General features: G+C 41.7%; 18 protein-coding genes. 3 read left to right on the top strand and 15 right to left on the bottom strand.

Features of this window, described 5'->3' with window-relative positions:
* Positions 1-9: 9 nt before the first annotated feature.
* Genes flhB through AC1EU0_RS08025 form a run of 9 tightly spaced genes read right to left on the bottom strand, consistent with a single transcriptional unit; the run spans position 10 to position 6,851 of the window.
* Positions 10-1,140 carry a flagellar biosynthesis protein FlhB gene (gene flhB / locus AC1EU0_RS07985; RefSeq protein WP_480301813.1) on the bottom strand — a complete coding sequence of 377 codons (1,131 nt, stop codon included), beginning with the start codon at positions 1,138-1,140 and terminating at the stop codon, positions 10-12.
* Positions 1,140-1,934 (bottom strand): flagellar biosynthetic protein FliR, encoded by a 795-nt coding sequence (gene fliR / locus AC1EU0_RS07990; protein WP_480301815.1) that lies wholly within the window; start codon positions 1,932-1,934, stop codon positions 1,140-1,142. Before fliR ends, flhB begins: the two co-directional genes overlap by 1 nt.
* A gap of 20 nt (positions 1,935-1,954) precedes the next feature.
* On the bottom strand, positions 1,955-2,224 hold the full coding sequence (gene fliQ, locus AC1EU0_RS07995; protein ID WP_480301817.1) for a flagellar biosynthesis protein FliQ: 270 nt from the start codon (positions 2,222-2,224) through the stop codon (positions 1,955-1,957).
* Positions 2,225-2,232: 8 nt separating this feature from the next.
* Positions 2,233-2,979: a flagellar type III secretion system pore protein FliP gene (gene fliP / locus AC1EU0_RS08000; protein WP_480301818.1), complete on the bottom strand. Its 747-nt coding sequence runs from the start codon at positions 2,977-2,979 to the stop codon at positions 2,233-2,235.
* On the bottom strand, positions 2,966-3,349 hold the full coding sequence (gene fliO, locus AC1EU0_RS08005; RefSeq protein WP_480301820.1) for a flagellar biosynthetic protein FliO: 384 nt from the start codon (positions 3,347-3,349) through the stop codon (positions 2,966-2,968). Before fliO ends, fliP begins: the two co-directional genes overlap by 14 nt.
* Before the next feature lie 45 nt (positions 3,350-3,394).
* The gene (gene fliN, locus AC1EU0_RS08010; protein WP_480301822.1) at positions 3,395-3,766 is read right to left on the bottom strand and encodes a flagellar motor switch protein FliN; all 372 of its coding nucleotides are present in this window, start codon (positions 3,764-3,766) and stop codon (positions 3,395-3,397) included.
* A 17-nt stretch (positions 3,767-3,783) separates the two neighbouring features.
* Positions 3,784-4,812 carry a flagellar motor switch protein FliM gene (fliM, locus tag AC1EU0_RS08015; protein WP_480301824.1) on the bottom strand — a complete coding sequence of 343 codons (1,029 nt, stop codon included), beginning with the start codon at positions 4,810-4,812 and terminating at the stop codon, positions 3,784-3,786.
* Positions 4,813-4,842: 30 nt separating this feature from the next.
* Complete coding sequence (gene fliL, locus AC1EU0_RS08020) at positions 4,843-5,361, bottom strand: flagellar basal body-associated protein FliL (RefSeq protein ID WP_480301825.1); 519 nt, start codon at positions 5,359-5,361, stop codon at positions 4,843-4,845.
* A gap of 53 nt (positions 5,362-5,414) precedes the next feature.
* A complete protein-coding gene (locus AC1EU0_RS08025; protein ID WP_480301827.1) occupies positions 5,415-6,851 on the bottom strand; it encodes a flagellar hook-length control protein FliK in 1,437 nt (478 codons plus the stop codon).
* A gap of 191 nt (positions 6,852-7,042) precedes the next feature.
* Between AC1EU0_RS08025 and AC1EU0_RS08030 the strand changes: the two genes are divergently transcribed.
* Positions 7,043-9,439: an ankyrin repeat domain-containing protein gene (locus tag AC1EU0_RS08030; RefSeq protein ID WP_480301829.1), complete on the top strand. Its 2,397-nt coding sequence runs from the start codon at positions 7,043-7,045 to the stop codon at positions 9,437-9,439.
* Positions 9,440-9,447: 8 nt separating this feature from the next.
* Here the strand turns inward: AC1EU0_RS08030 and fliJ are convergent, their stop codons facing one another.
* Genes fliJ through fliE form a run of 6 tightly spaced genes read right to left on the bottom strand, consistent with a single transcriptional unit; the run spans position 9,448 to position 15,217 of the window.
* Complete coding sequence (fliJ, locus tag AC1EU0_RS08035) at positions 9,448-9,891, bottom strand: flagellar export protein FliJ (protein WP_480301831.1); 444 nt, start codon at positions 9,889-9,891, stop codon at positions 9,448-9,450.
* Between the two features lie 16 nt (positions 9,892-9,907).
* Positions 9,908-11,245 carry a flagellar protein export ATPase FliI gene (gene fliI, locus AC1EU0_RS08040; RefSeq protein WP_480301833.1) on the bottom strand — a complete coding sequence of 446 codons (1,338 nt, stop codon included), beginning with the start codon at positions 11,243-11,245 and terminating at the stop codon, positions 9,908-9,910.
* The gene (gene fliH, locus AC1EU0_RS08045) at positions 11,205-12,077 is read right to left on the bottom strand and encodes a flagellar assembly protein FliH (RefSeq protein ID WP_480301834.1); all 873 of its coding nucleotides are present in this window, start codon (positions 12,075-12,077) and stop codon (positions 11,205-11,207) included. Before fliH ends, fliI begins: the two co-directional genes overlap by 41 nt.
* A complete protein-coding gene (fliG, locus tag AC1EU0_RS08050; protein WP_480301836.1) occupies positions 12,064-13,113 on the bottom strand; it encodes a flagellar motor switch protein FliG in 1,050 nt (349 codons plus the stop codon). Before fliG ends, fliH begins: the two co-directional genes overlap by 14 nt.
* The gene (gene fliF, locus AC1EU0_RS08055; protein WP_480301838.1) at positions 13,106-14,821 is read right to left on the bottom strand and encodes a flagellar basal-body MS-ring/collar protein FliF; all 1,716 of its coding nucleotides are present in this window, start codon (positions 14,819-14,821) and stop codon (positions 13,106-13,108) included. The genes fliG and fliF overlap by 8 nt, the downstream gene beginning before the upstream one ends.
* 60 nt (positions 14,822-14,881) lie before the next feature.
* On the bottom strand, positions 14,882-15,217 hold the full coding sequence (gene fliE, locus AC1EU0_RS08060; RefSeq protein WP_480301840.1) for a flagellar hook-basal body complex protein FliE: 336 nt from the start codon (positions 15,215-15,217) through the stop codon (positions 14,882-14,884).
* A gap of 643 nt (positions 15,218-15,860) precedes the next feature.
* On the opposite strand from fliE, the gene AC1EU0_RS08065 reads away from it, so the two are divergent.
* Positions 15,861-18,728: a hypothetical protein gene (locus tag AC1EU0_RS08065; RefSeq protein WP_480301842.1), complete on the top strand. Its 2,868-nt coding sequence runs from the start codon at positions 15,861-15,863 to the stop codon at positions 18,726-18,728.
* Positions 18,729-18,978: 250 nt separating this feature from the next.
* Entirely contained in the window at positions 18,979-20,076 is a 1,098-nt protein-coding gene (locus AC1EU0_RS08070; protein ID WP_480301844.1) for a hypothetical protein, read from the top strand.
* The last annotated feature ends 147 nt before the right edge of the window (positions 20,077-20,223 follow it).

The following is a 20,223-nucleotide window of genomic DNA, read 5'->3' on the forward strand; positions in this document are numbered from 1 at the left end:
TTCAAGCAGCTAGTATCTCAACTCCTCTGGTATCGGCTGCTCGGTAGGGATTGCCGTAGGCCTACGCCCTCGCCCTTTTTGGTATTGTTTTAACTGGAATACATAAGCCAATACTTGCGCTACGGCTGTAAATAATCCATCAGGAATTTGCTGATCAATTTTCGTCGTATGATAAATAGCCCTAGCTAATGGTGGTGCAGAGACAATCGCCACATCGTGTTCACGGGCAAGTTCTCTGATCTTGAATGCGATAGAGTCTACCCCTTTAGCAACGACATATGGCGCAGCCGCTTTATCTGCATCATATTTTATTGCTACCGCATAATGCTCAGGGTTTACCACAATCGCATCGGCATTAGGCACATCCGCCATCATTCTTCGTTGCGCAATCTCTCTTTGCTGTTGCCTAATACGACCTTTAACTTCTGGTTTGCCTTCAGTGTCCTTATATTCATCTTTCACTTCTTGCTTGGTCATTTTCAGCTGTTTATTGTGGTTCCAGATCTGAAACGGCACATCAATGACTACAATCAGCAAGGTTGATGAACATAAAATGATAAACATCCAAGTTAATAGACTCAATCCTTCAAATACATTGGTAGGTAAATGCAAAGCCGAAAGCTGCATGATTTCTTCAAAATAGATACTAAGAAGGGTATAGGCCGAAATTGCCACCACTGAAAACTTAGCAATCCCCTTCGTTAACTCCACTAATGCTTGAGTACCAAACATCCGCTTAAAGCCATTCATCGGGTTGAGCTTATTGCCTTTAGGCATAAAGGCTTTAGTGGAAAAAGAAAGTCCACCAAGTGCAATATTTCCAATAAAAGCCACCAACGCCAGCAAGGCTACAATACCTAAAACAGGAAACATCAGTTCCGTTCCAACGGTTCCCCACACTCTAAGCATGGCGTCAACATCGTAGATATTAGCTCTTTCGATGGTAAATAAATTGGTCATTATACTGGCCAATGCTTGAGCCAAGTTAGGCCCCATCATGGCTAAGGCAATAGCTGCCGCGAGCAACACTGCTGATGTACCCAATTCTTTTGAACGTGCAACCTGTCCTTTTTCTCGCGCCTGTTGCAAGCGCCTACTGGTGGGTTCCTCTGTCCGTTCTTGGCCACTGTCTTCAGCCATTAGCCCCCTCCTTTACTTACCGATACCTGACACTGTAATTGCAGAATGTCACACATAAGCACTTGAGCAGATTTCCACACTTCATAAAAATGCGCCATGATAGGGTTTAGAGTCAACCACAACACCAACAAACCACTTAACATGGTAATTGGAAAACCAATCGAAAAAATATTCAATTGAGGAGCAGCCCTTGTCATCACCCCAAACGATAAATTAATCAGTAGCAAAGCGAGAATTGCAGAAATTGACATGGTCAAGGCTGCGCCGAACATGTAGGCGCCCCAATCTGCAATGGCTTTGTAACTCCCAAGCTCAATGCCTTGAGAAGAAACAGGCAGAGATTCAAAACTAGAAATGAGCATTTTGATCATCAATAAATGACCATCAAGCTGCAAAAACAATAGCGTGGATAAAATTAAGAAGAAGTTACCTACTGCAGGTACTTGCTGACCCGACCCCGGATCTACCATAGAAGCAAAGCCCAAACTGGTTTGCATACCAATGATTTGCCCAGTAAGTACAAAGGTTTGTAGTAGCATAATACTTACAAAGCCAATGGCTAACCCAATCAAAATTTGCTGGGCGCTGATAAACATACCTTCTAAGGAAAATAAAGGAACGCTCGGCATAGCAGGCAGCATTGGCGCAACGGCAAAGGTAACGGCCACCGCCAGTAATAGTCGCACACGGGATGGTGTCGTTGTCGCTCCAAACACGGCCATCACCATGAACATGCTGGAAATGCGAAATAATGGCCATAGATAACCTGCAAGGGTCTTCTCTATGGTACTCATTAAAAATTCCACGCTATCGCCTACCCGATCACTTGAGGAATGCGGTTTACCATTTCCATGAAGAACTCCATCATAGTTTGAATCAGCCAATGACCAAGTAACATGAGTGCCAATAGAGTCATTAATAATCGAGGTAAAAAACTTAATGTTTGTTCGTTAATCGAAGTCGCGGCTTGGAAGACCGCCACCAATAAACCTATCCCTAGTCCCGGCAAAATAATGACCGACACTATGATGATGATGATAGATAAGGCATCACGAAAAATATCAACTAAGGCTTCTGGAGACATAAGTACCCCTAAGTTATGCCAAAGCTGTTAGCAAGTGTTCCCATCACTAAACTCCAGCCATCGACTAACACAAATAGCATGATCTTAAAGGGCAAAGATACAATCATCGGCGACAGCATCATCATACCCATAGCCATCAAAATACTGGCTACTACCAAATCTAAAACTAAGAAAGGCACAAACAACATAAAGCCAATTTGAAAAGCCGTTTTGAGTTCACTGGTAATAAAAGCGGGGATCAACACGCTGATTGGCGCATCTTCAGGTTTATCAATGTTTTTGTAGCCAGAAATATCAATAAAGGTTTTTAAATCAGTCACTCGCGTTTGAGATAACATAAAAGCCATAATTGGCTTTTTCCCAGCCTCATAAGCTTGCTCTATAGTAACTTTATCGTCCATGTAAGGCTTCACCCCTTGTTCATACACCTTGTTGAAAATGGGGCTCATAATGAAAAAGCTTAAAAACAGACTAATACCAATTAGCACCTGATTTGAGGGGGTCTGCTGTAAACCTATCGCCTGTCTTAAAATTGAAAGTACCACGATAATGCGGGTAAAAGAGGTGAGCATGATCACCATGGCTGGAATAAAACTCATAGCAGTCATCAGCAATAAAATTTGCATGGTGACCGAATATTGAGTGGAACCATCAGCGCCAGTGGTAACAGTTACTGCGGGTAAAATCCCATCTTTAGCAAAAGCCATTGGCGCAAACATGGCTAATGCTAAAACAAATAATTTAATTAGGCGCATCTTCTTTCCTGCCTTTTGCCTGACGCAACTTCTCGGCAAAAGACTCTGCTTTTACTTCTATGGGATCGTTAATTTTATCCAGTAGTGTTATTTGATGTTGTGTAACACCTAACAAATACTGCTTACCGTCCATCTCCATCAATACCAACTTTTCTTTCTGCCCAACGGGTGTTACAGCTATGGTTTTCATCACACCATTGGAAGCAGGGGTCAAATTAAAGCGCCGGACTAAGTATGCCAGCACTAAAATAATCATTACCACTACAACTAAGCCACCTATCATGCTGGTAAAACTACCTAGTGCACTGGGTGCTTCAACCGTGTTGGAACTGCTGGTTGTTGCGAGTGTTGTAACAAGCAAGCTATTCATCGGATGTCCTTGGTTTAGAATGTATTCCGCTAGCTTATCAAAAACTTACTTGAGTTTCTTTATTCGTTCAGTCTGACTGATAACATCGGTTAAACGGATCCCGAACTTATCATTGACCACAACCACTTCACCATGAGCAATGAGGGTTCCATTAACCATGACGTCTAAGGGTTCACCAGCAACTCGATCTAACTCAACAACCGAACCTTGGTTAAGCTGAAGTAAATTACGAATGCTGATAAAACTCCGTCCCACTTCCATCGAAATGGTGACAGGGATATCTAAAATCGCATCTAGGTTATTTTTATCTGCTCCAATACTGCCCGGCTCATCAAACAGTTCATCTAAACTTGCGGTTTTGGCTTCTTCAATAGCTTGCTCAGCCATTGCCGCCGCCCAATCTTCTTCTGTATTCATAGGTTAACCTTAACTAGCTATCTCTCTTTGCTATCACTGGTTGGATTGCGTAATTTGACCAGTTGTAATTCTGATTTAACGGTTTCGGGACGTGGGATTTGGTCTGTAACCTTAAGGGCTAAGTTCTCTCTTGAACGCCCCAGTTTACAACGATAAGTTGGTAAGTCTTCAACTTTCATCATCACATGTTCAGGTAAATCAAACGGTATAATGTCGCCAGCTTGCATGGTCATGACATCCCGAAGTGACATTGATTGTTCACCTAAACTGGCATTAAATCCAACATCAACGTCCATGATTTCTTCTCTTAATGCTTGTGACCAGCGCATGTCGGTATCTTGTTTGTCACTTTGAACACCCGCATCCAGTAATTCTCTGATTGGCTCAATCATGGAGTACGGCATAGCAATATGGAAATCACCGCCACCGCCATCGACTTCGATATGAAATGAGTTAATCACCACCACTTCTGTTGGGCTGACAATATTAGCCATGGCAGGGTTAACTTCAGAGTCTAAGTACTCAAACTCCACATCCATAACAGGAGCCCAAGCATCTTTGTAATCTTCAAAAATGATTTTTAACAACAGCTGGATAATGCGGCGTTCAGTGGGAGTAAACTCTCTACCTTCGATTTTGGCATGAAAGCGACCATCGCCACCAAAAAAGTTGTCCACCAAAATAAAGACTAAACGAGCTTCCATGGTAATGAGCGCAGTACCTTTTAACGGGCTAAAACGCACCATGTTAAGGCTTGTAGGTACAAAAAGACTGTGGATATATTCGCCAAACTTCAGCATCTGCACGCCATTGATAGACACTTCAGCCGTTCGACGCATCATGTTGAACATGCTGATCCGAAGATGACGAGCAAAACGTTCGTTGACGATTTCAAGCGTTGGCATACGGCCACGAACAATTCTATCTTGAGACGAAAAGTCATACGATAGAGCATCGTCAATACTTTGTTCGACAACCTCTTCTTCTACCTCATCAACCCCGTGAAGTAGCGCATCAATCTCATCTTGGCTTAGTAAGTCACTCACTGATTGGCCTTTTCCTAAAAAAGCAGTTCATCACTGCATCACAAATCCAACAAACAATACTTTTTCTACACTATGCTTACCTAGAATCGGCATTAACGCATTTTGTACACTTAACAAGGCTTGTTGACGCAATTCATCTTTTCCTGATTGTGTGCTGAGCTTTTGCGCATCTGCACCACTAAAAGTCGATAATAACGCAGACTCAATCAGAGGAATGTGCTTTTTCACATCATTTTCAACCGAGCTACCTCTTACCTGTAGCTGCACTTTAATTTGTACTAACACAGGCTTTTTCGTGCCTGTAAGGTTGAACAAAAACGGTCTTGGTAAAGGCACATAACTGGCCACTTCTGGCTTCATGGGTGCCGCTTGCTCAGTAGAGTTTGAGCCTTGCATCTGCTCAGCTGATTCTGACGCATCATCACCAGAGAGGAAAAAGAAAGCGCCTGCACCACCGAGAATCAACACAGCAACCGCAGCGATAATGATCAACATTAACGGGCTTTTCTTTTTTTGTTCTTCAACCGTTAGCGTTTCTTCATCTGCCATAGCTAAATTTCCTTACTTAGTTCTTTCAAGCTCAATCGGGTAATGGTAACGATTTAAGCGTAATAATCTATAACTGAGGTTGGGTTTGTTGCGACTTTGAGCGTTATTTGTTCACTTGCTTCTTGTTCAAACTCTGATTGAGCACCTGAGCCAGAAAATCCATGTCCATTTCCTTGCTCTCTTCCTTGCTGCTGTCCACCATCATGATAAGAAATCTGACTATCAGCTAAATTTAGCCCCTGCTCAGCCAGCATATCTCTTAATCTTGGTTGTGCTTGCTCTAGTAGATCTCTAGCTTGTGGTGTCGCCACTTGGAACTGTACTTGAGTTTGTTCATTTTGCACTTGAATGCGTACCATCATGTGACCAAGTTCAGGAGGGTCTAGTCTGATTTCAGCCTGCCCAATGCCTTTATTAACCATGGCAACCAGCTGCTGTTTCATCACAGGAGAAAAACGCTGGATCATATCCTGCATTTGCACAGTTTGCTCTGCCCCCTGTCTTAATGATACATGCAGTTGAGGTACGTCAGTTTTGCTTTCTGGAGTCAGCATTTGCTGCAACGATAGCGGGCTTTGGGTTTGTAATTGATTTACTCTTTCAGCTACGGGAGTCGGCTCTAACGTCTCCATCGACGTTGTTTCTAACGCTTTGGCCAGCTCAACCTTCGCCGTTGGCATTTCTGATTTTGGCTTTATAGCGTTAAAAGCTTCAGCCATTTTTACTTGGACTTTACTATCTTTATTCGCTTCCAGCTCTTGTGATGCTTTACCATCTTGAGATTGCAAAGAAGCTGATTCTATAGCCTTAGCTTGCTCTTTAGTTAAGTTCGGTTCTAAGCTAGCTTTAGCCGTGGTAGCTTCCGCTACTTTCCCTAACTCTTTTACAGAAGTAGCCGCTTGCTCTGACACTTGACGTGTTGGCGCCAACTCTGTCTGAACAGATTTAACATCTGCATCAACTTCTTTTGAACTTGGAGTGACCTCTAAATTGGCTTTCGCTTTATCGAGCTTAGACACCAGCTCAGCATCAGTAGAGTCACCATCAGGTTGAGTCTCTACCGATGTTTTTGCATTTAACTTAACTAACACATCAAGCTTTTCAACATCGGCTTCTACGTCATCGCTTGCTTTATCTTTATCGCTTTGTTCAAGCGGCAAAGACTCACCGTTTTGCACATTCGTCACGGGGCTTACTGTCGTTTGATAGCTTTTAGAGTCATTGATTTGTTCTAACAATGACTCTGGCGATGGCGCTTTGTTTTCAGATGAATCCTGACCAGAGTCTTGCTCTTTTGATGTTTCTTCATCAGCTTGCTGCTGAGAACTATCTAGGTCACTAGCCGCAGGTTTTTCAGGCTCTGAAAGCTTAGATAGTTGTTGTGCAAAGCTTGTTGAATCCACAGTAGCCTCATCCGACAACGCCACTTCGTTTTCCGAATTTTCCGCTGAAACATGGGACGTAAATGATAGAGGATTAACTTGCGACACTATAATTTCCTTCTCTAAGCAACTGCTTGAAACTGACCGTCAAACATTTATCTATAAAAAGAGAAAGCACGATTTATGCCAAGCTAAAATCAATATGATTTACAACTCTGTTATAAGATATAAAAACTGAAACTAATTTCAGTTAATACAGGCTGTTAAGATGAGACTCTCATAGCCTGAGAGAATGCGATATGTTAGCTACTGTTGAACCAAAATCACCGATCAACGCTCCTGATAGACGGCATGATGCTCAAGCTTTAAATACAAGGCTAGTTAATGCTATCCGCTCAAGAGAAATAAATACAGTTAAACAGCTATTGGCTCATTTAGATAGCATTGATACTCCAATTCCATTTCAAATAAACTCACAAACGATCAACGCCCCAGTATTACATATTGCTTGCTATCTGGGCTTTTCAGAAGGCGTGGAGTATTTCTGCAACCAAGGGGCAAGTGTAAACATAGAATTAACTGATTACGATAATTGCTCTCCACTGCACTTAGCTTGCACAAACGGTGATTTAAGATCTGTAAATGCTTTAATGACAAGACAAGCTAATGCATTAAGGAGAACTGAGACTCATTGGGAAACACCACTGCATATCGCCGCCCAAAAAGGTCATCAGGCCATTGTTTCACTATTGGCTGGTGACCCCAATCTTATCAATACATTAGATGCTAAATATGTTTCTCCACTTTATCATGCCTGCGAATCGGGGTACGAGCAATGTGCCATAACCTTATTGCAACATGGTGCCAAACTTTGCTATTCAACAGATGACAAAACCCTTACCCCTGTTTATATCGCGATCAAAAATGGTCACGTTAACATTGCCCTAAAATTACTTTGCTGGGAGCAAAGCACAAGGAGATTCGAGCCTGAAGAGGTCACTAGAGGATTGGAGCCAAATAATATCGAACCTTTATTAATGTCCAAGCTTTGTGGTAACGGAGATCTAGAAGCCTTAAAACTATTGGCTAAGTCAAATCCTAACATCATTAATCTCCCCTTCGACGGTTTTTATCCACCAATGGTGGCACTATTCCATAATCAAATGGAAATGTATGAACATCTCATAAAAGCGGGTGCTAATATACACGTTACTGATCTCGAAAGAGGGAGTTTACTTCATTATGCCTGCGCTTTTGGCACTTTGAACCAAATGGAGTATTTGATTAATAATGGACTACAAATCGATGATCTTGATTCAGATCGAAAAATTCCGATGTTTAATCTTGCTTATAACCCCCATCTGCGCTCGGCTAAAGTTGAAAAGCTTGAACAGATAGTATCTAGATTATGCCCAAGTCACTTATATATTGATTTTATATTAGATTGCTACGCTCAAACTCCATTTCATATCGCAGTAAAACAAGGAATGCTGAACCTGATAAAAGCCATGTTTCCCTGTGTCATGGACATTAATCATAGAGGTAAACTAGGGAAGCACATCACAGCAAACGCACTTGAAATCGCAGCACAAGATGCAAGAATTGATATTATCAAGTTTCTAATATCAAAAGGTGCAGATCCATTCACACAAGCCAGCACAGGTAACCCTACTGCATTACATATTTTGTTAAAAAACTTCGAACCAAACATCCCATTCAATGTTTTCAAAGAACTCGTTGAATTACTTTCAAATAAAACGTCAATTAATGCCATAGATGGTGAAGGTTACTCCCCTTTATCAAGGGCTATACGCAATCAGCACGTGCAAGAAACACATCTGCAGTTATTAATAAATAATGGAGCACAAGTTAGTTTCCAAGTGACCCAAGAAATGCTTGGAGGTTATATAAAGCATCATGATGCTTGCAGGGTTAAAGTTCTATTAAATTGCAGAAGCGATCAGAGCATTCCAATAGATGGAATGGAGCTATTGACGACAGCCATAACCAAAGGAGACTACCCAACCGTAAAAAGTTTATTTGCCACTGCTTTTATTCAACTAAGTTTAAAAGAATACGACCATAAAGAACTCATCAAGCTTGCTTGTGACAGAGACAACGTTGAAATTTTCAATACTGTATTACAGAAAACGGGGATATCAGTAAATACTCCCATTGATTCGCATTTATCAGTATTTTTTTATGCCTTAATTAACGGAAAAGTAAAAATTGCAGCCAAAATAATAGGCACTCATCAAGCAGAATTGGTCTCCAAATTTAATCAAATTCATGCGTACCATATTATAGCCGAATTTGATCATGTTGATCTTTGTAAACAATTACTCAAAATGGGAGTTAGCCCTATTGTTCAAGATATTAATGGTGGCTCACCACTTTCCTATGCTATCAACTCAGAAAAAATAGAGGTATTTCAATTATTACTTAAACACTCCCCCCAATTAGCGGAGTTAGCAGACAGAGAAAATAGGTTACCCCTACGCCAAGCTGTTGATCAAAGAAGATTATTACACATACCTTGCTTAGCAAAAGCCTTCCCAAAAGGTATATTTATTCCAGATAAATATAATAGGTGTCCCTATCAGATTGCAGTTGAAAAAAATGACACTAGAGTTCAAAACTTGCTTGACCAACATATCCCACAATTACCACCACCGTCAGTAACAACGACTGTTTGAAACTAAAGTTAATGATTTTTCCTACGAAAAAACTGCTGTATCGCAAACTCATCAATCATTTTTTGTTCTGATTTAGCTTGTGCCGCCTGTCGTTTTTGTTCTTTTTTTTCTAACAGCATTTCAACCGCTTGTCGCTTTTGTTGCTTTTCAAGCCAATGTTGGTGTCGATGCTTAAGCTGCTCTTCGGTTTGCCTGATTGCTTCGACTTGTTGCTTGATAGCTTGATCAATTTGGTCGACAAATTTATGGAATTGTTGATATTGAGAAGAAGATAAGTTGCTTCCCACTTTATCCCCCATTTGCCGCATATAATCCAAACGATAAGTGTTTAATGCATTTAGCTGGCTACGAGCTTTTTGTTCGTCTAGCTTGGCACTGCGGTATTGCAGTGAAGCTTGCTCTTCTTCATCTTTCGCCAGTTTTAATACGGTATGTAGAGGATCTTTGGCCATTGTCACACTCTAAGAACTAACATTGGGCGGCAAGTTGAGACAACATCATTGCACAATCATCAAAGCTCAAACTGTCTTTCATTCCCTGCTGTAAAAATGCATTTGTTGCAGGCTGCAATCGAATAGCATTATCTAAGATCGGGTCGCTACCTTGATTGTAAGCACCAATCGATACCAAATCTCGATTCTGCTGATAATGGGCGTACATCTGCTTAACCTTACGCATATTGTTTAAGTGATCGTCACTCACCACCATAGGTGCAACACGGCTGATACTGGCTTCAATATCTATGGCAGGATAATGACCAGACTCGGCAAGCGCACGAGAAAGGACAATGTGACCGTCCAAAATGGCACGGGATGCATCGGCAATCGGATCTTGCTGATCATCCCCTTCTGTCAGCACGGTATAAAAGGCAGTAATTGAACCTTGCTCACCTCCACCGTTGCCCGCTCGCTCAACCAACCTCGGTAATTTGGCAAATACAGAGGGCGGATAACCTTTGGTTGCTGGCGGTTCACCAACAGCAAGCGCTATTTCACGTTGTGCTTGAGCGTAACGGGTTAAGCTATCCATCAATAGCAGTACGCTATAACCAAGGTCCCTAAAATATTCGGCTAAACGAGTTGATGTTTCACAGGCTCTTAAGCGCATTAAAGGCGAGGTATCCGCAGGAGCGGCCACAACAACAGACCGTTTACGCCCTTCTTCACCCAAAATTTCTTCAATAAATTCTTTTACTTCTCGGCCACGCTCACCCACTAAGCCAACGACAATGACGTCAGCTGTTGTTCCTCTGGTCATCATGCCCAACAGAACACTCTTACCTACACCAGAACCAGCAAACAAGCCCATTCGCTGCCCTTTACCTACTGTTAACATGGCATTAATCGCGCGAACACCAACATCTAACGGCTCAGAAATTGAACGACGTGATAATGGGTTCATCGCCACAGAATGAGTAGAAACGCTTTCTGAGTTTTGAATACCGCCTAAGCCGTCAATTGGCTGACCGCTACCATCCAGTACACGACCTAATAATGACATTCCGACATTCAGGCCTGACTTTTCACCAAGCGGTACCACTTTTGCTCCGGGTAAAACACCTCTGAGTTCGTCAATGGGCATCAGATATAACAATTCATCATCAAAACCAATGACTTCAGCGACTAATTCCCCGTCCATGGTTTCAATTGAACAGAGACTGCCTACTGGCGCTCGACAACCACTGGCTTCTAGCGTTAACCCAACCACTCGAACCAATTGACCGCTAGCGACGGCACGAAACGGCGTTACTTGCTGACAATATTGATCAAGCTGGTTCTTGAGCTTCTTGGATCTCTGTAGATTCATTTTGAGTTGGTACTTCTTGAGGAGAGATGTGTGTGGCTTTTTGAGTTTGCTCAAATAAAGCTTGCTGGAGTTGCTTTTCTAGATGGAATTGTTGCTCAGTCAAGGCCATTAATACCGCTTCGGTTCGATTTTTAACTTTAAGATCGACCGAGGATTTTTGACTTTCGATAAAACAATCACCTACTGATAAAGAGGGATCGGCTTCAAATTGCCATTGTTTCTTTTCGAGCATGGTTGCGCTGTATGCTTGCTCCACAAGTTCAACATCTTGCGGATTCAATCGCACGTTAACAGGTTGATTTTTTAGTGGCAGCGACTCAATACCTTGGCGCAATACATTATGTATATGTTGCGGATTGGTTTGAATTTCGGTGGCAACAATGGCTTTAGCAAGACTAGAGCTTAGCATAACTAAACTGGCTTCAATTTGAGTGTCGACAACAGATAAAGGCTGTTCAAGTTGTTGCGCCAATTGCTCTAATCGCAACAATAGATCTTTAGCTTCAGCTAATCCTTGCTCGAGCCCTTGCTCTTTACCTTGAGTGAAGCCTTCTGCGTGTCCTTTTTCTAAGCCTTCAAGTTTACCTTTCTCTAGACCTTGATTGAAACCTTGTTGAAACCCTTGCTCTCTTGCTTCTTGTTCCGCTTGCTGTTGCAACGCTTCTATTTCGGCTAACGTTGGCGGAGTGAAACTTTCTTCTTCTATTTTAGGGAGCGATTGAGCTTGAGTTCGTCCAAATAAATTTTGCTGCTCAGATTCAACGTCTGTAACATCAGGTATTTGCCAATGCTTAAATTCTTCGGCGACAGCATCAGAATTAGAGGAACTCATCACCGCCTCCACCACCTAGCATGATTTCACCGCTTTCGCTCAAACGACGAGCCACACCAAGAATTTCTTTTTGTGCCAACTCAACTTCACTAATACGGATTGGGCCCATAGCTTCAAGATCATCACTCAACAACTCAGCCGCTCGCTTAGACATATTGCCAAGGATCTTATCTTTCATTGAATCATCCGCACCTTTCAGTGCTTTCATCAATATTTCTTGTGGAACTTCACGCAGTAGCGCTTGAATGCCACGGTCGTCAATATCCAATAAGTTCTCGAACACAAACATGAGATCTTGAATTTGCTGCGCCATCTCTTCGTCTGATTCACGCATGGTTTCCATAAGCTGTGACTCAATAGAAGTATCTAAGTAATTCATGATATCGGCAGCCGCTTTCAAGCCACCCATTTTCGCAGCTTGAGCACCACCTTGACCTGCGAACTGTTTCTCCATGATGTCATTTAACTCTTGTAATGCTGCTGGCTGAACTTCTTCTAAGTTTGCAATACGCATTAGCAAGTCGACACGAGTGTTCTCAGGGAATTGTGCAAAAATCTCTGCGGCTTGATCAGGCTCGAGATAAGACAAGACAATGGTTTGAATTTGAGGATGCTCGTTTTGAATAATGGTCGCCACCTGACGGGCATCCATCCATTTCAATGAGTCTAAGCCTTTAGCACCACTGCCCATGATGATTTGTTCAATAATATTACCAGCTTTGTCTTCACCCAAGGCTGCGGTCAGTGCTTTACGAACAAAGTCTTCACTGTTAAAACCAATGGCAGAAAATTGCTGAATATCATCTAAAAAATGTTTGTGAACACCAATGACTTTTTCTTGACCGAAATCTTGAGTCGAGGCCATTGCCATACCCAGTTGTTGAACTTGTTTTGGTTCAAGATGGCGTAAAATTGACGCGGCGTCCGCTTCACTTAAGCTCAGCAATAAAATAGCGGCTTTTTCAACGCCCGTTAGCGTACTTACATCAAATGATGAAGCATCAGTATTCGATGGGCTTTCTACAATATCAGGCATCTTCTTCTTGCAACCAACTCTTAATTACTTGGGTAGACAACTCTGGCTCATTGGCTACCAGTGCACGAATAGCCTTGATCATATCATCATCTTTGTGAAGATCGGGGATTAAAATCGACCCATCATCGGCATAACTGTATTCACCATCAGATTTGTTAATCAATCCTAGGGTTTCTTGTGCATATTGGTCTTCAATTTCAGCCAATTCACTACCCGGAATGATTTTTTCCTGTGGCATATCTGCACCGGAATGAGCCATACGTTTGAACATAGGGCGCATTACCGTCAGGATTAAAACCAAAATTACAATGGCCGCCAGCACAAACTTCACCACTCGCATAAACCAAGGCTGTTCCCATAGTTCAGGCTTCGGCGCGGCTTCAAATTCATGTTGCATAAATGGTACGGTAACCACTTCCAACATATCACCGCGAGCTGAATTAAACCCAACCGCCCCTTCTAGCAAACGACGAATATTCGCCAGTTCCGCTTCTGTACGGGGCTCACGATTTAATTGTCCATCTTCACCGACAGCACCGGGCTTATAGTTAACCGCAACCGATACACTGATACGTTGGATAATGCCGATTTGCTGACGAGTATGACTGATGGTGGTGTCTACTTCGAAGTTTCTCGTGGCTTCACGATGGGAGCTGCCTGAACGTTCAGCGGAACCTTCTTGAGTTAATTCACTTACTTGCTCTGGAATTTCAGATTTCATTGGCGGCTGATTGGTCAATGCACCAGGGATTCCACCAACAAATCCAGCACCTGAATTAGTTTCTAAGGTTTGCTCACTTCTTACCGCTGCTTGAGCCGGATTAAAACGCTTAGCTGTTTGTTCTTTGGCCGTGAAATCCATGCCAACGTCTACTTGAGAAGTAAAGTTTTCAGGGCCTAGGATTGGGATAAGAATAGACTGAATTTTATTACGATATTCGTCTTCTTTTGACTGTGCGATTTCAAGCTCACGACGTGCTCTTGCTGACACGCCATCTTGGCTGCCAGAATTTAATAATCGACCTGCTGAATCTGTTACTGTCACACGGCTAGGGTCGAGGTTTTGTACCGCTGATGCCACAATATCAACGATGGCATCAATTTCTTCTTGTCCTAGTCCGCTACGACGAGTCGTGATCACCACCGTTGCACTTGGCTGTGATTTGCGTCGAGCAAACACATTTTCTTTTGGTAACGCCAGAATCACTTTAGCGCGAGTAACACTTTTAAGTTCTTCAATGGCTCGAGCTAGATTTTGTTCCTGACTGTGCTTCAGTCTAGCTTGCTCCATACGTTGACTAACACCAAAGCCGCTATCTTGATTTAAGAAGTCATCTTTTTTAGTGCTACTTTCGATGCCAGAACGGCTCAACAGTAGTTTAACTTCTTGGTATTTGTTTTCAGGTACTCTCACTACATCGACATCAAGTTGATATTTGATTTTATTTTTATCGAGCACATCTAACACTTGGATAAGTTCTTGGGTTTCCATTTTCCCAAGTGGTCGATATTCATCTTCCGAGGCAAGAAGCAACACGAAAACCGCCAATGCCAAACATACAGCTAAACCTAAAATCATAGTAATTTGACGAAGGGTATTAGTATTACCTAGGCCTTCAAGCATACCTGATTTATGTTCTTGGTCCGCTCCAGAATTAGTTGTACTGATTTCTGATGACTGGCTACCAACGGTGAGTTCTGTGCTCAAAATTCTTACCTGCTTTACTGCTATTTATTTTTCTTAAGCGATTACTATTTTTCTACGCCATTAAACAGGCATATTCATTATTTGCTTGTAAGCATCAACCAGTTTATTTCTAACTTGTACCGTAGCCTCAAATGCAACACTGGCTTTTTCACGTGCAATAACGGTATCGGAAAGCGTTACTGAGGTATCACCCATTTCTAATCGTGTCGATAAATCGGCTGATGTCGCCTGAAGTTGATTAACATTGCCAATGGCATTCGCAAGAACGTCATTAAAATTTGACGAATTTACATTATTAATCTCACGCATTCCATGATGTTGCGGAGAAATTGAAGGAGTAATCTCCCCTTTCATCGTTTGCATCTCTGTATACAAAGAACTAGCACCAATTTGCATGTTCGTCTCCCATGACTTTTTTTTGACGAGATGGAGTTATGTGAGAGATAAAGCAAAGGGTATGCCAAGGATTCGCGTTAAGAACTATTGGTTTCTTTTTGAGAACACAATCTAATTATTATGCCAAATGAATAAAAGTAGTATTTGTATACTAGGGCGTGTTGATCTTTCGTGATTGTTTTTGCAGTGATAAATTGGTTGTCTTATGCAAGGCAGAGTTTGTGAAGTGTGGCTGGCCACTTAAACAAGCGATAACGCAGCAGCTCTCAGTTTCAAAGAAAGTACCAATTTACGCTGTCTTCGATGCTTTTGAGCACTCCCTGTTCTTTGTTGTGACCAGCTTACTTAGATGGCTAAGCTTCACTGCTCACGCCTTGAACAGAAAAGTGCTCAAATAGCACAAAATTTAATCCTGAAAGGTCAACACGCCCTGAATCTATTAAAAAAAATTAATAAGCAATAGCGCTTTAAATGGGTTAACTTACGGTTTTAGCTTAATTTAATATTTTTTCATATTTGAGGTTAAGTGTTCGAGAAAATTCACACTTTCCTTATCACCTAAATCTGTAACCAACAATAAAGCCATGAAGGGCTCCTTATTTTCGCTTTGTTTATTTCACGATAAATGGTATAGGAGCAAAATATGAGTTGTTCAGAAGTTAACCCCTCTCCCAATACAAATAATAAATTACGTGAATTTTATGATTCCAACCCTGCCTACAAAATGGATTGTGAAGCTCAAGAAATAACGACTGCAGAAGCCTCCGTTCACGGTGAGTTGGTTCCGTATCAGCTCGAAAACCCCACAATTACAGGGCAAACAGGTAAAACCATAGTCGGAGCCCTTTTCGGAACTTGGGTGTGCTTTTATTTCGTAAGCCCTCCTGCTGGAATTGCTGCAACATTAACTACGTTAATTGCTACGGGTGCTGCTACACAAGGAGTATTCAAATTAGCTTCATTTTTTAAAGAAGCTGAACAACCTGATTCAATGATTGAATCGCAAATCGAAAAAGGGAAGCCAGATTCAAATCAACAAGAACAAAAAATATCATTAGCTGATGCCGTTACCAAAGGCAGAGAAAGTGAAATTGTGAGCCTACTTATTGTCGGTAGTTTTGGTTATTTTATAAAAGGAATTCCAGCCCTCAATATAGCATTTTCTGTTGGCGGTACATTGGTCGGTTCAGGAACAGCATTAGTCGTCCACCATAAAGTCATGGAGTGGTTTGATGTAACTCCAAACAGTTTTACCTACTCCATAACGAAAGAGGTTTTGAAGTTAGGCGGTGGAATTGGAGGTGCTTATGCTGGAAACACAATTGGCCAGAGTCTCCATAACTGGTGGCAATTATCAGGTTCGCAAGCACCTGAAGGGCCTTTAAAGGCAACTATTGAAGAACAGACACAGAGAAAAAATCTCACTGAGCTTAACAAACTTAACGATAAACTATTCCGGCATGAGAGAGATATTTTACAAGGCGACTCTATAGTATCGAACCCACCGCTACCAGAGGTAAAATGTGAACAACACCCAACTTTTTTCGAAAAAAATGGTACTCGTTACGTACTAGGCACTGGCGGTTCTCCATCCCCCGCATACCGAGTAGAAGGCTCTCAAGCTTGTAAGTTTGTTTACGGTGACGTTCACCCTTATTTTTTGTCGGATGATTGTTACTCATTAATACAGTGCTCTGACGGAGGCTATGGAATACAAATACGAAATACTATGCACAATTGCCACCCTCATAATGGGCACGCTCAGTTTTGTCACTACCATGACGGCACGGTATATCGCGCCTATGATTTTGACAATTTCGATTTTGAACATCCCCCTGTTTGTCCTGTACAGGGCAACTTAAGAGCGACTCCTGCTGGTGATTTACCATTTTGTAAGCTTCCTCACATAGAGCCAAACGAATATCCAAGCGTTGCATGTCAGCAGTATTCACAAACATACAATTCTAATGGCACGCTACTCGGCCTTAGGCACCATGAAACCGCACACGCTTTTATTACAAAAAATGCAAAAACAACTCTTTGCAAAATATATTCATTGAATGATCATGGTGCTTTCTCATCACCAAAAGCCTACTGTTTTCAGCAAGTGAAATGTAATAATTATATTGATGGATATGGAATTCGTTTTACACATGAATCCCATCACTGTTTTACCCCACCAGATCGCTATCCTCATAGCCTATGCGGTCATTTACCTGAGCCGAGGGAAAGGTGTGCTGTAGAGCCCAGTGATGTGCCACCTTGTAAAGTTGATGAAGCAGCACAACCGCTCATGCCAAGTAACACAGTGCCTAGTTCAACTTACAATGTCAGTTTTAGTAAAACTTTTTTTTCGACTCTAGGTTCGGCTGATGGCTTAACTTCGTCAATTAACGTTGTTGTTTCCTCAACGGCAGTATCTAAAGCTATTGAGCCTTCTACTATCGAGCCCCTGATCACTCAATTACCAGAAAGTATCCAACAAACTGCAAGCAGTATTTTGAAAATGGCAACATCCGTCACTTCAACCCCGATACAGTCTGTTATAAATGAAGACAAAAATATTTTTAATGGTGGGTTATTAATATACATCGCGGTAGGAGTAGTAACTTTCACATTAGTAGTGGCAACTGGTGGCGTTCTAGTCGCTGCAGGTATACTCAAACGTCTTAATAAAAAAGGCAACGCTAACCTCACCTCTCGACATCAGCAAACTCAACTGGCGAGAACCGAACCTTCATCAAGTCATAACAATAACCCTTTGTATATAAGTGCAGCAACATTAGAAAGATCTACAGGTGAAGCTTCAACTCTCTCTGCTTCGCCTCATCCAAGAGACTCAGGCTTCAATGATCGAGAATACCTTCAAGTTTTGCCTTCACCACTTCCACTTGAAAGACCAAATGAGCAAATCCCTACTTCTCAAAATACTTCATACGGAACTTCACGAACTGCAGCTAATTATACTGAAACTCGGAATAACTCTCAGATTGGGCGACCAACACCCGAGTCAGTAATGCAAACGCCTTCATCAATAAACTCTCAACCTCGACGTTCAATTCATTCAAGGTTCACAGCCTCTACTATTTCCACACTTGATAATCCTATGTATGCAACTACCTCTTCCAGTCATGTAGCAGCGGTCGAGCCTCTGCCTGCTTCTTATCCGACTTCATCACATACAACTCTTCGACAGACAGACTCAAGACCGGAAAGCTCATCTGATGATGATTACGTTTCAATTCATGAACAAGATAATGTTCCTTCAAGTGATTCAATACCATCCCCCATTCCAGTAACGCCACAGCCATATTTAACCCCATCATCGCGTGAACATGCCTTACCAGCACCTGCAGCCAATGGGTACACGACTATTCAATATAGAGCGAATGGCAATCCTAATAGCTTTCGTAAACTATTAGCGACATCTGATGATCACTTAATGAATTCAACACTTCAGTTTAAAAATGCATTAAAGGCAAAAAACCAAACTACTCGAAAGCCTGCATAAAATCTTGATAGATTAATAGAGCGTGTTCTGGGCATTTCTGTTTACCCTGAGTTAACAGCAATTTGCATTACTACCTCCCATGTTTTTTTGACAAGATGGAATTATGCAAAAGGCAAAGTGAAGAGAATTGCCAAGGCAGTTTATTGGGAGTGATTATCAGATAACTGACTTCTATATAAGCAAAAATTCTTATATCAGATACAAGCGGATACCTATAATGGTTTATCTAAATCATGCTTTGGTGTTTGATATGAGTGCTCAATTTCCCTCCATACAAATATCAGGAAGTTTACTTGGTTTTAGGCTTGAACGAAGCATTTCAGCTGATGACTTTACCACAATGAATGGAAGTGAGGTGTTCACCCCTAAGTCAATCAATAACCGTTGGTCGACAAGAGCTGTAAACTGGTTATTTGGTATCAATATGGACGATGCTTTGACTCAATTCCATGCGCTATTACATACCGATGATGTAGAAGTAAGCAATAAAGCGATGGAAAGGCTCAATAGATGTTACCTAAAAGGATCTGCTGCTTATATCACCAAAGATATGAAATCAGATGAACATGGCTATAACTTCTATCTTGTCATTGGGCATACAAAATACCAAGTTAGCGATTCGAGTCCTCAAACCAAAGCCTATCGTTTCCACAGACTTTCTGAGCAAGAGCAGTGTTTGAGGCAAGTTGCGTGTGGAGAGTATCAAGCTTTTGACTCACCACTCAAACAGAAAACTTATCGAGAATTGCTTGAGTTATACACTCAAAATTATGACTTTGACTCAACCAAAAAATATACCTCGCCTGTAACCTGCGCCGAATTAGAGTATTTATTCCATGGCATTCCTGATGCTGGCAAAATTACAGATGCGGTGAAAACACTAAACCAAAACACTAACCCTTGGGCAAGGTATGAAATCAAATGCAACGCCTCAGAGCCGCATATATATGGCGTCTTTTTTACAGGGAAAGATAACAAACCAAAATGTATAAGAAGTTACGACCCATTAAAAAAATTCGTTTGCAATGCTCAGTACGTGAATGCGGCCTACCATCAAATGTGGCACGATGAAATTTCAATAGAGCTAGCCAAACAAAAGTACACTAATCTTCAACGCTTACTACCTAATGCCACATACCAACAAATGCTTAAACCAATACCTGCTGATGGCCATAAAATATCCGAATTAGCACTGACCAGTATAAGCGCGACGGCTGGAACCTTAGCACTTGGACCGGTTGGTTTAGTTTTGGGAGCGCAGTTAGGTAACGCTGCTGCAAGAAGATATAACCAACAGCATGGAACACGGCTCGTAGAGCAACCAGCATATTTTTTTAAACCAGCCTAACTGCGCACTAACCTTTTTAATCTTTACAGTGTTTTCAAATAACCTTGCCATTCCGCAGGCTGACCATAAAAACGATTAATCTGTACTTGGACATATTGACCGTTAGAATCTTCTGAAACAGCAATAAATTTACAACAGCAGAAATTA

Source organism: Parashewanella sp. 2210YD4-3 (genome assembly GCF_056591735.1).